The organism is Paracraurococcus lichenis (assembly GCF_030657435.1).
Taxonomy (GTDB): domain Bacteria; phylum Pseudomonadota; class Alphaproteobacteria; order Acetobacterales; family Acetobacteraceae; genus Paracraurococcus; species Paracraurococcus lichenis.
In genome coordinates this window covers 139,567-151,867 of record NZ_JAUTWS010000001.1, presented here as the reverse complement: position 1 = coordinate 151,867, position 12,301 = coordinate 139,567, and the positions used below count along the sequence as shown (strand labels likewise).

The 12,301-nt window shown below is 74.0% G+C and carries 10 protein-coding genes; 6 read left to right on the top strand and 4 right to left on the bottom strand.

Translation table 11 applies throughout. The features are described 5' to 3' along the window. Position 1: 1 nt before the first annotated feature. From Q7A36_RS00685 to Q7A36_RS00675, 3 genes are all read left to right on the top strand, one after another. On the top strand, positions 2 to 724 hold the full coding sequence (locus Q7A36_RS00685) for a substrate-binding domain-containing protein (RefSeq protein ID WP_305101709.1): 723 nt from the start codon (positions 2 to 4) through the stop codon (positions 722 to 724). A 162-nt stretch (positions 725 to 886) separates the two neighbouring features. Next, entirely contained in the window at positions 887 to 3,166 is a 2,280-nt protein-coding gene (locus Q7A36_RS00680; protein ID WP_305101708.1) for a CDC48 family AAA ATPase, read from the top strand. Positions 3,167 to 3,260: 94 nt separating this feature from the next. Further along, positions 3,261 to 4,175, top strand: coding sequence for a S1/P1 nuclease (locus Q7A36_RS00675; protein WP_305101707.1), 915 nt, complete (start codon positions 3,261 to 3,263; stop codon positions 4,173 to 4,175). Positions 4,176 to 4,247: 72 nt separating this feature from the next. On the opposite strand, the gene Q7A36_RS00670 is transcribed toward Q7A36_RS00675, so the two are convergent. From Q7A36_RS00670 to Q7A36_RS00655, 4 genes are all read right to left on the bottom strand, one after another. Then, positions 4,248 to 5,684 (bottom strand): NAD-dependent succinate-semialdehyde dehydrogenase, encoded by a 1,437-nt coding sequence (locus Q7A36_RS00670; protein ID WP_305101706.1) that lies wholly within the window; start codon positions 5,682 to 5,684, stop codon positions 4,248 to 4,250. A 117-nt stretch (positions 5,685 to 5,801) separates the two neighbouring features. Further along, positions 5,802 to 6,926, bottom strand: a complete 1,125-nt coding sequence (locus Q7A36_RS00665) for a glycosyltransferase family protein (RefSeq protein WP_305101705.1) — start codon at positions 6,924 to 6,926, stop codon at positions 5,802 to 5,804. Next, positions 6,923 to 7,858, bottom strand: a complete 936-nt coding sequence (locus tag Q7A36_RS00660; RefSeq protein ID WP_305101704.1) for a hypothetical protein — start codon at positions 7,856 to 7,858, stop codon at positions 6,923 to 6,925. The genes Q7A36_RS00665 and Q7A36_RS00660 overlap by 4 nt, the downstream gene beginning before the upstream one ends. Beyond that, the gene (locus Q7A36_RS00655) at positions 7,855 to 9,336 is read right to left on the bottom strand and encodes a glycosyltransferase family 4 protein (protein WP_305101703.1); all 1,482 of its coding nucleotides are present in this window, start codon (positions 9,334 to 9,336) and stop codon (positions 7,855 to 7,857) included. The genes Q7A36_RS00660 and Q7A36_RS00655 overlap by 4 nt, the downstream gene beginning before the upstream one ends. Before the next feature lie 102 nt (positions 9,337 to 9,438). On the opposite strand from Q7A36_RS00655, the gene Q7A36_RS00650 reads away from it, so the two are divergent. The 3 genes from Q7A36_RS00650 (at position 9,439) to Q7A36_RS00640 (ending at position 12,294) form a co-directional block, all read left to right on the top strand. Then, complete coding sequence (locus tag Q7A36_RS00650; protein ID WP_305101702.1) at positions 9,439 to 10,719, top strand: hypothetical protein; 1,281 nt, start codon at positions 9,439 to 9,441, stop codon at positions 10,717 to 10,719. A 73-nt stretch (positions 10,720 to 10,792) separates the two neighbouring features. Continuing rightward, entirely contained in the window at positions 10,793 to 11,554 is a 762-nt protein-coding gene (locus Q7A36_RS00645) for an SDR family NAD(P)-dependent oxidoreductase (protein ID WP_305101701.1), read from the top strand. 218 nt (positions 11,555 to 11,772) lie between these two features. Beyond that, a complete protein-coding gene (locus tag Q7A36_RS00640; protein WP_305101700.1) occupies positions 11,773 to 12,294 on the top strand; it encodes a hypothetical protein in 522 nt (173 codons plus the stop codon). Positions 12,295 to 12,301 lie beyond the last annotated feature (7 nt).

The window sequence follows — 12,301 nt, the reverse complement described above, 5'->3', positions numbered from 1 at the left end:
CATGCACCGACGCTGCCTGCCGGCCCTGGCGCTGGCCCTCGCCGCCCGCCCAGCCCTCGCCGCCGAGATCCGCGTGCTGAGCGCCGGCGCGGTCGAGCCCGGGCTGGAGGCGGCGGTCGCCGGCTTCCGTGCCGCGACCGGCCAGGCCGTGCGCATCGCCTATGCGACCGCGCCAAGACTGCGCGAGCGGATTCTCGCCGGCGAGGCGCCGGACCTGCTGGTCGCGCCCGCGGCGCTGCTGGAGGACCTGGCGCCGCGCCTCGCCGGGCCGGCGGTGCCGATCGGGCGCGTCGGCGTCGGCATCGCGGTGCGGCCCAACGCGCCGGCGCCGGCGATCCGCGACGAAGCCTCGCTGCGGGAGGCGGTGCGGCAGGCCGATGCGGTGGTCTTCAACCGCGCCTCGACCGGCCTGTACATGGAAAGGCTCTTCGAGCGGCTGGGGCTGGCCGCCGAGGTCGCGCCCAAAGCGAAGCGCTACGCCACGGGCGCGGAGGTGATGGAGCACCTGCTGCACGGCACCGGTCGGGAGATCGGCTTCGGCGCCATCACCGAGATCAGGCTGGTCCCCGCCCTGCACTTCCTCGGCCCGCTGCCGCCCGGGCTGCAGAACACCACCGCCTATGGCGCGGCCGCGCTGCCCGGCAGTGGCGGCGCCGACCTGCTGCGCTGGCTCGGCGGGCCGGAGGCGCGGCGCGCCTTCGACGCCGCCGGCGTCGAGGGCTGAGCCCCGCCGGTCGGGGCGGCCTTCGCCGATTGCGGCCAGGCGGCACGCAGGCCCGGACCGGCCCGCCCGAGCCATCGTCGCCCCACCTGCGCGTGCGGCCGGGAACCGCCATCGACCCGCCCTGTTGCCTCGGCGAGCGGGCGCGACAGAGGAGACACCATCATGGCCGAGGCGGAGACGAAGGGCGTCCAACTCCAGGTCGCCAATGCGCGGGCGGAGGATGTCGGCAAGGGCGTCGCGCGCATTAGCCGCAAGGCCTTCCAGGCCCTCGGCATACGCAGCGGCGATGCCATCGAGGTCGCGGGCAAGCGCCACACCGCGGCGCTGGCGATGCCGCCGACGCCGGAGGACGAGGATCTCGAGATCATCCGCCTCGACGGGTTGCAGCGCGCCAATGCCGGGGTCACGGCCGGCGAGCGGGTCGCCGTGACGCGGTCCGAGGCGCGGCCGGCCATCCGCGTCACCCTCGCGCCGGCGCAGAAGAATCTTCGCCTCTCCGGCTCCTCCGAGGCGTTGCGGCGCACCTTCCTCGGCCGGCCGCTGGCGGCGGGGGATATCGTCTCGACCTCGGTCTACCAGCGGCGCCCGGGTGCCGAGGGGGTGCCGGAGGAGGTGGTGCGCCAGCTCCTGGGGCAGCAGGCCTATGCGCTGCAGGAAATCCGGCTGAGCGTGGTCGGCACCACCCCGCGCGGCATCGTGCGCGTCGGGCCGGAGACGGAAATCGAGCTGCTGCCCGAATTCGTCGAGGCGAAGGAGACGCGCCGCGCCGACGTCACTTATGACGATATCGGCGGCCTCGGCAATGCGGTGGACCAGGTGCGGGAGATGGTGGAGCTGCCGCTGCGCCACCCAGAGCTGTTCCAGCGCCTCGGCATCGACCCGCCGAAGGGTGTCATCCTCCACGGTCCGCCCGGCACCGGCAAGACGCTGCTGGCCAAGGCGGTGGCGAACGAGTCGGAAGCAAGCTTCTTCTCCATCGCCGGCCCGGAGATCATGGGCAGCCATTACGGCGAGAGCGAGCAGCGGCTGCGCGACATCTTCCAGGAGGCAGGGCGACGCGCCCCCTCCATCATCTTCATCGACGAGATCGACAGCATCGCGCCCAAGCGCAGCGAGGCGCGCGGCGAGACCGAGCGCCGCATCGTCGCGCAGCTCCTCACGCTCATGGACGGGCTGGAGCCGCGGCAGAACGTGGTGGTGATCGCCGCCACCAACCGCGTCGATGCGCTGGACGAGGCGCTGCGCCGCCCCGGCCGCTTCGACCGGGAGATCGTGATCGGCGTGCCCGACCAGGACGGGCGGCGGGAGGTGCTGGCGATCCATACCCGCGGCATGCCGCTTTCGGACGACGTGGACCTCGATGCGCTGGCGCGCACCACCTATGGCTTCGTCGGCGCCGACATCTCGGCCCTGGCGCGGGAGGCGGCGATCGACGCGGTCCGCCGCATGCTGCCACGCATCAACCTGCGCGAGGGCATCCCGCCCGAGGTGCTGGAGGAGCTGCGCGTCACCCGCGCCGATTTCGACAATGCGCTGAAGCGCATCCAGCCCTCGGCGCTGCGCGAGATCATGATCCAGGTGCCGAACGTGACCTGGGAGGATATCGGCGGCGTCAGCACGGCGCGGGAGCAACTGCGCGAGGGGATCGAGCTGCCGCTCAGGCACCCCGATGCCTTCCGCCGCCTCGGCATCCGCCCGGCCAAGGGGTTCCTGCTGTTCGGCCCACCGGGCACCGGCAAGACCCTGATGGCCAAGGCCGTGGCGCGGGAGGCGAATGCCAATTTCATCGCCACCAAGTCGTCGGACCTGCTGTCCAAGTGGTATGGCGAGAGCGAGCAGCAGGTCAGCCGGCTCTTCGCCCGCGCCCGGCAGGTGGCGCCGACCGTGATCTTCATCGACGAGATCGACAGCCTGGTCCCGGCCCGCGGCGGCGGGCTCGGCGAGCCGGCGGTGACCGAGCGCGTGGTGAACACCATCCTCGCCGAGATGGACGGGCTCGAGGAGCTGCAGGGCGTGGTCGTCATGGGCGCGACCAACCGGCCGAACCTGCTCGACCCGGCGCTGCTGCGGCCGGGCCGCTTCGACGAGCTGGTCTATGTGCCGGTGCCGGACGAGGCCGGGCGGCTGCAGATCCTCCGTATCCAGACCAAGGGCATGCCGCTGGCCGAGGATGTGGACCTGGCGCCGATCGCCGGCCGCACCCAGGGCTATACCGGCGCCGACCTCGGCGACGTGGTGCGGCGCGCCGGCCTCTCGGCGCTGCGGCAGGACCTCGAGAGCGCGACGGTCGGGCGCGAGGCCTTCGAGCAGGCGCTGCGCGACACGCGGGCCAGCGTCACGCCCGACATGGAGCGGGAGTACGAGGCGCTGCGCGCCAGCCTGAAGCAGCAGGGCCCGATGGCGCAGCGGCCGCGCATCGGCTTCGACATCGGCGGCGGCTGACCTCCGCCGCACGCGGCGTGCGCCAGGTCATATCGCGTCCCGGCGCCCATGCGTCAGCATGGGCCTGCCGGGACACGACCCTGGGAGGTTTCCGATGCGCCGCGCCTGGTTCCTCGCGCTGCTGACCGCCCTGCCCGCCCCCGCCCTGGCCTGGGACGGCACCGGGCACATGATGGTGGCGGCGGTGGCCTATGACCGGCTCACCCCCGCGGCCCGCAGCAAGGCGGATGCGCTGCTCCGCCGCAATCCGGACTATGCGTCCTGGGTGGCGAACGTCGCGCCGGCGGACCGCGCCCGCGCCGCCTTCGTGCATGCCGCGACCTGGCCGGACGACATCAAGGGCCGGCACGGCTACATCGCCGCCAGCGAGGACCCGAACGCCCCCGCCGCCATGCGCATCACCGGCTATGCCGACCGGCAGGAGCACCGGGAATGGCACTATGTGGACATCGCCTTCTCGCCGGACGGAAAGCGGGTGAACCCGCCGCCGAAGGCCAATGCGCAGGCCATGATCGTGGCGATGCGCGGCGTGCTGGCGACGGCGGACCGGACGGCCGATGCGCGGTCCTATTCGCTGGTCTGGCTGCTGCACCTCGTCGGCGACATCCACCAGCCCCTGCATGCGGCCGAGCGGGTGACGGCGGAGATGCCGGACGGCGACAGGGGCGGCAATTCGGTGCATGTCTGCACCACCTCCTGCGGCCACAACCTGCATGCGGTCTGGGACGACATCCTGGGGCAGAACCTGTCGATGGATGCCGTGCTCGCCAAGGCGAAGGCCCTGCCGGCCGCCCCCGCTCCGGCGGCGGCGAAGACGGACCCGGCCGCCTGGGCGCAGGAGAGCAATGCGCTGGCCCGGAGCGTCGTTTATGCGCCGCCGGTGCAGGCGGAGGGCCAGAACTTCCAGCTCGACATGGCCTACCTGCAGCGCGCGGAGGCGGTGGCGCAATCCCAGGTCGCGCTCGCCGGCGCCCGCCTGGCGCTGCTGCTGAACACGGCGCTGCGCTGACTCAGGCCGGGGTCCGGGGGGTCGCTCGACCCCCCGGCGGGGGTGCAGGGGGCAGCGCCCCCTGCGGCATCGTCAGAGCCCGGCCTGGCTGACGAACTTGGTGTTCAGGTAGGCCTCGATCGCCTCGGACCCGCCCTCCGAGCCATAGCCGCTGTCCTTGATGCCGCCGAAGGGCACCTCGGGCAAAGCGAGGCCGAGGTGATTGATCGTCATCATCCCGCTCTCGACCTTGGACGCGATGGCATTGGCGGTCTTGGCGCTGCGGGTGAAGGCATAGCTGGCGAGGCCGTAGGGCAGGCGGTTCGCCTCCTCGACCACCTCGTCGAAGTCGCGGAAGGGCGCGATCATGGCGACAGGGGCGAAGGGCTCCTCGTTCATCATGCGCGCGTCCTTGCCGACATTGGTCAGCACGGTCGGCTGGTAGAAATAGCCCTTGTTGCCGATGCGCTCGCCGCCGGCGCGGACATCCGCACCCTTCTGCCGGGCATCGGCCATCAGCCCGTCCACCCAGGGGATGCGGCGGTCATGCACCAGCGGGCCCATCTGGGTCCCCTGCTCCAGGCCATTGCCGACCTTCACGCCCTTGGCATAGGCGACGAACTTCTCGACGAAGGGCTCGTAGAGGCTCTCCTGCACCAGGAAGCGCGTCGGAGAGACGCAGACCTGGCCGGCATTGCGGAACTTCGCCGCCGCGAGCGTCTTCGCCGCGAGGTCGAGATCGGCATCATCGAAGACGATCGCCGGCGCATGGCCGCCGAGCTCCATCGTCACGCGCTTCATGTGCTGGCCGGCCAGCGCCGCGAGCTGCTTGCCGACGGGGGTCGAGCCGGTGAAGGTCACCTTCCGGATGACGGGATGCGGGATCAGGTACTCGCTGATCTCGGCCGGGTTGCCGTAGACCAGGTTGCAGACGCCCGCGGGCAGGCCGGCATCGATGAAGCAGCGGATCAGCTCGGCCGGCGAGGCCGGGGTGTCCTCCGGCGCCTTGACGATGATCGAGCAGCCGGCGGCGACGGCGCCGGAGAGCTTGCGCACGACCTGGTTGATCGGGAAGTTCCAGGGCGTGAAGGCGGCGACCGGCCCGACCGGCTCCTTCACCACGAGCTGGTAGACGCCCTCGGCGCGAGCGGGGATGACGCGGCCATAGGCGCGGCGGGCTTCCTCGGCGAACCAGTCGATGATGTCGGCGCCGGCCAGCGTCTCCATCTTCGCCTCGGGCAGCGGCTTGCCCTGCTCCAGCGTCATCATCTCCGCGATCGCGTCGGCCCGGCTGCGCAGGATATCGGCCGCCTTGCGCATCAGCTTGGACCGGTCGAAGGCCGAGACCTTCTTCCAGGCGGCGAAGCCCTTCGCCGCGGCCTCCAGCGCCTCGTCCAGGTCCTCCTTGCCGGCATGGGCGCAGGTGCCGATCACCTCCTCCGTCGCCGGATTGATGACCGGCAGGGTGCGGCCGGAACGGGCAGGGCGCCACTCGCCATTGATGTGCAACTGGACGTTCGGATAGGCCATCGACTGTCTCCTCCGGCCCGGCTGCGCGGCCGGGCGTCACGGGGGCGCACTCTGGCGCCGGGGCGGGCCCTGGGCAATGGGGGGTGCCCCGGCCCGATGGCAGCCCCATCCTGCCGGTCAGACCGCCGCCCGCAGCCGCTCCGCCAGCGCGTCCTGCTGCGCCGCGAGGTCGGCCGCGTAGCGGATGGCCATCAGCCGCGAGGCCTCGGCCAGGTCCGCCCGGAAGGCCGCGCTCCGCCGCCACTCCCGCATCAGCCCGACCATCTCCTCCGCGCCAGTGGCGCAATGGCCGGGATGCTCGGCCGGCAGGCCGGTGAAGGCATGGCGGGTGCCGAGCACGGGCCGGCCGAAGGCCAGCGCCTCGACGGTCTTGATCTTGAGGCCGGTGGCCGGGACCATCGGGTTCAGCACGCAGTCCACCGCGTCGTAGAAGGTGTCCGGCTCCGGCACCTGCGGCAGCCGCTGCGGCGCGCTGTGCAGCACCAGGTCGCGCCGCTGCAGGATGCGGCCGGCCAGGAGCCAGGGCAGGTCCGCCTCCCCCGTCAGCAGGGCGTCGAGCGCGCGGACGGAGGCGAGGTTCCAGGGATTGGCGCTGCCGAAATAGCCGAAGGGCGCCCGCACCGCGCCGGCAGCCCGCGGCTCGAGAAAGCGCAGCGGCGGCATGTGGCCGAGCGTCATGACCGGCGCCGGGCCGCGGCTGCGGAGGATCTCCGCCTCCTCGGACTGGATCGCCAGGACGAGGTCGGCGCGGGCGAGGCCACGCCCCTCCTCGGCCACCGTGGTGAAGAACCAGGAGGGATCGATGCCCGCGGCGCGGGCCACGAGATGGCGGTCGCCGAACAGGTCATGGGTGTCGATCAGGCGGAAGGTGCCCGGCACCGCCTCCAGCACCCGCGACATCCAGACATAGTTCACCAGCACCGCGTCGTAGCCGGCGCGGCGGTGCAGCGCCGCCACCTGCTCGCAGAGGCTCTCGTCGCACCAGTCATCCAGTGCCCAGACGCCGGGGAAGCCCATCCGTCCCGTCGGCACCGGCGGCATGACATGCAGCGCGTGCCAGAAGCCGGCCATGGCCTCGCGCTGCGCCGGCGCGCAGCCCTCGGTCGCGTAGTAGAGGAAGTCGCAGGCGATGCCGCGGGCCATCAGCGCCGCGCCCATCACCTGGATGCGGGCCGAATTGCCCTGGTCCGCCGGATGCGACGGCGCCGGGGAGACGATCAGCAGGCGCGGCGCGCGCGTCATGGCGCCACCTCCAGGCCGAGGATGGCGAGGCCCGGCGGCGCGGCCGCCGGCAGGGCGAGGCCGACCACGCCGGCCCGGTCCGGGCGGAACCGCGCCAGTGCCTCCAGCACCAGCACGCCCTCCTCCGTCGCGGACCGCGTGGCGAGCGGCAGGCCGTCGAGGAAGAGCGCCGGCGGCTGCGCCGGATCGGCGCCGCCCAGCTTCAGGCCCAGGCGGGACGGCAGGTCCGGCAGCGCGCCGAGCAGGATGCGGGCCTGTCGCGCGCTGCCGAGCGGCAAGGCATCGCCCTGCAGGAGGCCGGGCAGGTCGTGCCACAGCGCCTTGGCCGGCAGGACGAGCGGCGGCATGCGCTCCGGCCCCGTCGCCAGGATGCCGAGGCTGGCGAGTTGCCGCTGGGCGACGCGCCCGCCCACCTGCCAGCGCGCATGGCCGCCCAGCCTGGCGGCCAGGCGATGCGCCGCGACATGCAGCCGGTCGAACAGCGCGCCGACCGCGTCGCGCGGCACCAGCAGGTCCCAGCGCTCGATCCGGCCGGTGCTGCCGCCGAGCAGCATGATGCGCCCCCGCTCCGGCCCCGGCAGCGGCGCCTGGCCTTCGCTGCCGCCGCGCTGCAGCACCATGATGTCGCCCGCCTCCAGCGCGGCGGGGAGGCGCCGCGGCAGGCCATCCAGGACCAGCAGCCGGAACGCCCCTGCCGCCTGGTCCAGCCCGGCCGTGCCGTCCAGCCCGAGCACCCCGAGGCCCGCGCCGCCCAGGCGGAAGCGCCGCAGCAGCGCCGCCTCGGCCGGCGGCAGCGCCTCGGCATCGGCGACGCCGCAGCGCGCCCCGGGCCACCAGGGGAAGATGCGGCCGGCGGGCAGGCCGAGGTCGAGGACGGGCGTCTCCGGCAATGCCTCCTGCAGCAGCGTGCCGAGCACCGCGGCGGCGGTCATGCCGGCCATCCCAGTTCGAGGTCGAGGAGCAGTCCGGGCCGCGGCGCCTGCTGCACGCGGGTCGCCCGCAGCCGGGCCCCGAGCGGCAGCACCTCCGCCAGCAGGCGCGGGCGGTCGAGCGTGAGGCGGGCGAGGGCCGCGAGGTCCGGCAGGGCCAGCAGCAGGCGGCAGGGCCCCTGCCGGCCGGCCAGCGCGCGCGCGACCGTGCCGGCCTGCAACCGCGGCCCGGCCTCCAGCACCAGGAGCGGCGGCGGGCCGGCCGGGGCCGGCGCGGCGACCGGACGGTCCAGCGAGTCCTCGATGACCGCGCGGTAGCGCGCCGCGACGCCGGGCAGCGCCATCTCCGCCAGGGCATAGCGGCGCCCCCGCTCGCCGATCGCCCGGGCGCGCGCCGGGTCATGCGCCAGGGCGTGCAGCGTGCGCGCCAGCAGCGGGACGCTGTCGGTCAGCGGGACCTGCACCACGGTGTCGCGCGGGATCTCGGCATAGGCGGCGGTGTCGGAGACGATGCAGCAGGTCCCGGCGGCGAAGGCGCGGGCGAGCGAGCCGGAACTCTCGCCGCTCGAGGGGAAGCGGAGGTTGACCAGCACGTCGGCGGCGGCGACGTGGTCGTCCAGCCTGGCCTCGTCGAGATAGCCCGTCACCCTCGCGCGCCCGGCGAGCCCAGGACGGGCGGCGATCGCCCGGCTCAGGGCGAACTCCTCGGCGCGCTCGGCGCCGGCATGGATCCAGCGGGCCTCCGCCCCGGCGGCCATCGCCATGTCGAGGGCCTGGATGAGCCAGTCGAAGCGCTTGGCGCGGGTGGCGAAGCCGGCGGTGAGCACGAGGAACTCGTCGGCGCCGATGCCGAGCCGCGCGCGCGCCGCGGCGCGCTCCGGCATCCTGCCAGGCGGGAGGAAATGCGGGATGACGGCCACATGCGCCGTCGCGGCGGGCCCATGCACAAGCCGCAGGCGGTTCAGTGCATAGCGCGAATGCACGATGACCGCGCGCGACCGCGCCAGCGTCTCGCCGGCGAGGTCGAAGAGCAGGTGGTTGGCCACGGTCTGCAGGCCCTGCTCGCGGTGGTGCCGGCCATAGACCTGCGCGAGGCCGGGCAGCGCGGCCGCCATGCCGGCGCGGATGGAGCCCGCATCCTCGCCCGCCGTCTCGTAGAGGTAGAGCAGCCCGGGATCGTGCAGGGTGACGACGCCCGGCACGCGCCGCAGCGCATGCAACACGAAGCCATGGCCCGGGTTATTGCCGATCTGGTGCAGCACGCGCGGGCCGGCGTCGCGATGCGCCAGCGCCGCATCGACCACGGCGACGCCCGCGGGCGCGCTGGCCAGCCAGTCCTCGCAGGCCGCGCGGCAATCGTAGTGCGCCGCAAGTCCGCCGAGCAGGACATGGGCATAGTCGGCGATGCCGTTCCGTTCGGGCGGCAAGGGCGTCCACGCGGTCAGGCCGCTGCGCGCATCCGTCATCACCCGGCGAGCCACCCCAGTCGCTTGCTGCATTCCGCGACTAATGCGCGCGATGGTTTATGTCCAGCAATTGGATCGGCTTGAATGCCGCGCTGCGGCATGGTAGCCGGATCTTCCATGGATGGCATTGTAGCTGGACATTTCCCGTTTCTGGCGATCGGACTTGGCCAGGATGGCCTGTGCCTCCGCGCCATCCGCAATCTCGAGCGCGGTCGGACCCTCCTCCTGCACTGCCGGGGCATCGAGGTCGGCCGGCTCGTGCTGCCGCGGGCGGTGACCGAGGGGATGTCGATCGAGGTGCCGGTCACGCGCCTGCCCTGCGTGCCGCTGCCGGCCGAACTGCGCCTCTCGACCGAACTCGACGGTCCCGACCTCGCCGCGCCCTGGACGATCGACACCCCGCAATCCGCGCTGACGCTGCTCGGCGCGCCCGAGGTGCAGGTGGAGGACCTGCGCCTCGAGCACGGCGTGCTGCGCGGCACCGGGCGGGAAGCCCGCAACGGCCTGCTCGAGCCGGTCCTCTTCGCACGCATCAACGGCAGCGCCGCGCGCATGGTGACCGCCGAACCGCCGGTCGGCCTGCCGGAGGGCGGCTGCGCCTTCCGCTTCTCCCTGCCGATCCGTCCCGCCGACCTGCAGGACACGGGCCTGTCGGTCGAGCTCTACCTGATCGGCCGGGATGCGCCGATCGCCAGCTTCGGCTGGACGCGCGCCGGGGCGGGCGAGGCCGAGCGGCGCCTCGCCGAGCTCGAGAGCCGCCTGCGGCAGCTCGAGGAGGAGGCGCTCGCGCAGCAGCAGAGCCTGCAGGCGACGCTGCGCCGGCAGCTCGACATCCAGCAGGAACGGATCGACGCCTTCATCGCCGCCGCGGCCACGCTGCTGCTGGACCGCCTGGCCGCGGCCCCCGGATCGGAGCCGGAGGCGCTGCGCAGCCTGCTGGCGACCGGCGCGCCGGCGCATGCCGGCCAGCCGGTCTTCGACCGGACCGCGCCGCAACTGACGGTCCTGCCGGAGGACGGGCTCTTCGGTGCCGGCTGGCACACCGAGGAGTCCTATCCGAGCGGCTCCTTCCGCTGGATGAGCCTGCGCGGCCTGCTGCTGAACCCGGCGCCGGAGCGGCCGCTGGCCGCCGTCACCCTGCAGGTCTGCCATCTCTACAACGTCGAGGCCCCGGCGCTCTCCGCGATGCTGGACGATGCGCCGGCCGAGGCCGAGGTGAGCGCCGACGGCTATGGCGGCTTCACCCTGCGCCTCCGGCCCGCCGAAGGGCCGCGGCCGGTGCGGCTGGTGCGGCTGGAGAGCCTGACCGGCGGCAGCCCGGCCGAGGATGGCGAGAGCACGGACCGGCGCGTCCTCTCCTTCGCCGTCTCCTGCGTGGTCTTCGACTACGCGGGATAGCGCCCGCGCGGATTGACCCGACCGGGCTTTGGTCGGAGGGTCCCCGCCGCAATGCGACGGAGGGGGATGCGGCATGGACCTGCAGGGCATCGCGGCGCTGGTGACGGGCGGCGGCTCGGGCCTCGGCGCGGCGACGGCGGAGGCGCTGGCCGCGGCCGGCGCCAGGGTCGTGGTCTTCGACCTGCGGGCGGATGCGGCGGCGGAGGTCGCGGCGCGGGTCGGCGGCGTGGCGGCCGCGGGCGACGTCGCCGATCCGGCGGCAGTGGCGGCGGCACTCGATGCCGCGGCGGCGCTCGGGCCTCTCCGCCTCGCGGTCTCCTGCGCCGGCATTGCCCCGCCCGCCCGCGTGGTCGGCCGCGACGGGCCGCACGACCTCGCGCTCTTCGAGAAGGTCCTGCGCGTCAACCTCGTCGGCACCTTCAACGTCATGCGCCTCGCCGCGGCGCGCATGCAGGCGACGGAGCCGGCGGGGCCGGAGGGCGAGCGCGGGCTGATCGTCAACACCGCCTCGATCGCCGCCTATGAGGGGCAGTTCGGGCAATGCGCCTATGCCTCGAGCAAGGCGGGCGTGGTCGGCCTGACGCTGCCCGCGGCGCGCGAGCTGGCGCGGACCGGCATCCGGGTGATGACCATCGCGCCGGGGCTGATGGAGACGCCGATGCTGGCGGGCCTGCCGGACCCGGCGCGCGAGGCGCTGCTCAGGCTGCCGCTCTTCCCGCAGCGGCTCGGCGCGGGCGCGGATTTCGCCCGGCTGGTCCTCGCGATCGCGGCCAATCCGATGCTGAACGGCGAGACCATCCGGCTCGACGGCGCGCTGCGGTTGCCGCCGCAATAGCCTGACGGCCGCGGGCCGATCCGGGGCCCTGCGCCGGACAGCGCGCCGCGCGGCCATTGCCCGGCGCAGCACCCGCGGGCCGGCCTGGACATCCTTCGATTCAGACTCTGGTCATCGATGCTGTGCGCTGGCGCACATCGCGAGCCGACCACACGTGCCATTGATCGAGCCATGAGCGCCTTCGGCAATGATCTGCCGGGGTTGCACGGGGCAAGCGCATGGCAAACCACCGTCCGACCGATCCCGAACTGCCGCCTCGCCCGCGGCGCGGGCCGCCGCCGCGGCTCTACGTCATCGCCCGGCAGTCCCCCGTGCCCTGGCTGCGCATCCGCCGGCTCGGCGAGGCGGACCGCGGCGCCTTCGTCGCCCATCTGCTCGGCCTGGCGGCGGAGCAGGCGGGGCGGCACGGCGCGCCGGATCGCGGCGCCGTCGCCACGCTGTCCCAGGCGGTCGAGTTCCGCGCCGTCATCCTGTTCGGCGCCATCGCCGGCAATGCCGTCATCGCCGCGGCCTGCGGCCTGCCGGGGGCGGCGGGGCGGGAGGTGGTGGCGACCGAGGATGCCGGCTACCGGCAGCGCGGCCTCGGCGAGATGCTGATCCGGCAGGTGCTGGGCGCGCAGCCCATGGCCGAGGTCGCGCCGCGCCGCATCCCCGATCCGGCCGCGGCCCTGCCGGCGCTGATGCTCCGGCTCGGCGGCTGGTCCGGCACGGCGTTGGACGACGCGGCCGGGCCGGGCTGACGCGGCC

Excerpts from the sequence above, each read along its gene's own strand:
- Q7A36_RS00640 (WP_305101700.1), top strand. The coding sequence starts at position 11,773 with ATGGCAAACCACCGTCCGACCGATCCCGAACTGCCGCCTCGCCCGCGG.
- Q7A36_RS00675 (WP_305101707.1), top strand. The coding sequence starts at position 3,261 with ATGCGCCGCGCCTGGTTCCTCGCGCTGCTGACCGCCCTGCCCGCCCCC.
- Q7A36_RS00650 (WP_305101702.1), top strand. The coding sequence starts at position 9,439 with ATGGATGGCATTGTAGCTGGACATTTCCCGTTTCTGGCGATCGGACTT.
- Q7A36_RS00660 (WP_305101704.1), bottom strand. The coding sequence starts at position 7,858 with ATGACCGCCGCCGCGGTGCTCGGCACGCTGCTGCAGGAGGCATTGCCG.
- Q7A36_RS00645 (WP_305101701.1), top strand. The coding sequence starts at position 10,793 with ATGGACCTGCAGGGCATCGCGGCGCTGGTGACGGGCGGCGGCTCGGGC.
- Q7A36_RS00685 (WP_305101709.1), top strand. The coding sequence starts at position 2 with ATGCACCGACGCTGCCTGCCGGCCCTGGCGCTGGCCCTCGCCGCCCGC.
- Q7A36_RS00680 (WP_305101708.1), top strand. The coding sequence starts at position 887 with ATGGCCGAGGCGGAGACGAAGGGCGTCCAACTCCAGGTCGCCAATGCG.
- Q7A36_RS00665 (WP_305101705.1), bottom strand. The coding sequence starts at position 6,926 with ATGACGCGCGCGCCGCGCCTGCTGATCGTCTCCCCGGCGCCGTCGCAT.
- Q7A36_RS00670 (WP_305101706.1), bottom strand. The coding sequence starts at position 5,684 with ATGGCCTATCCGAACGTCCAGTTGCACATCAATGGCGAGTGGCGCCCT.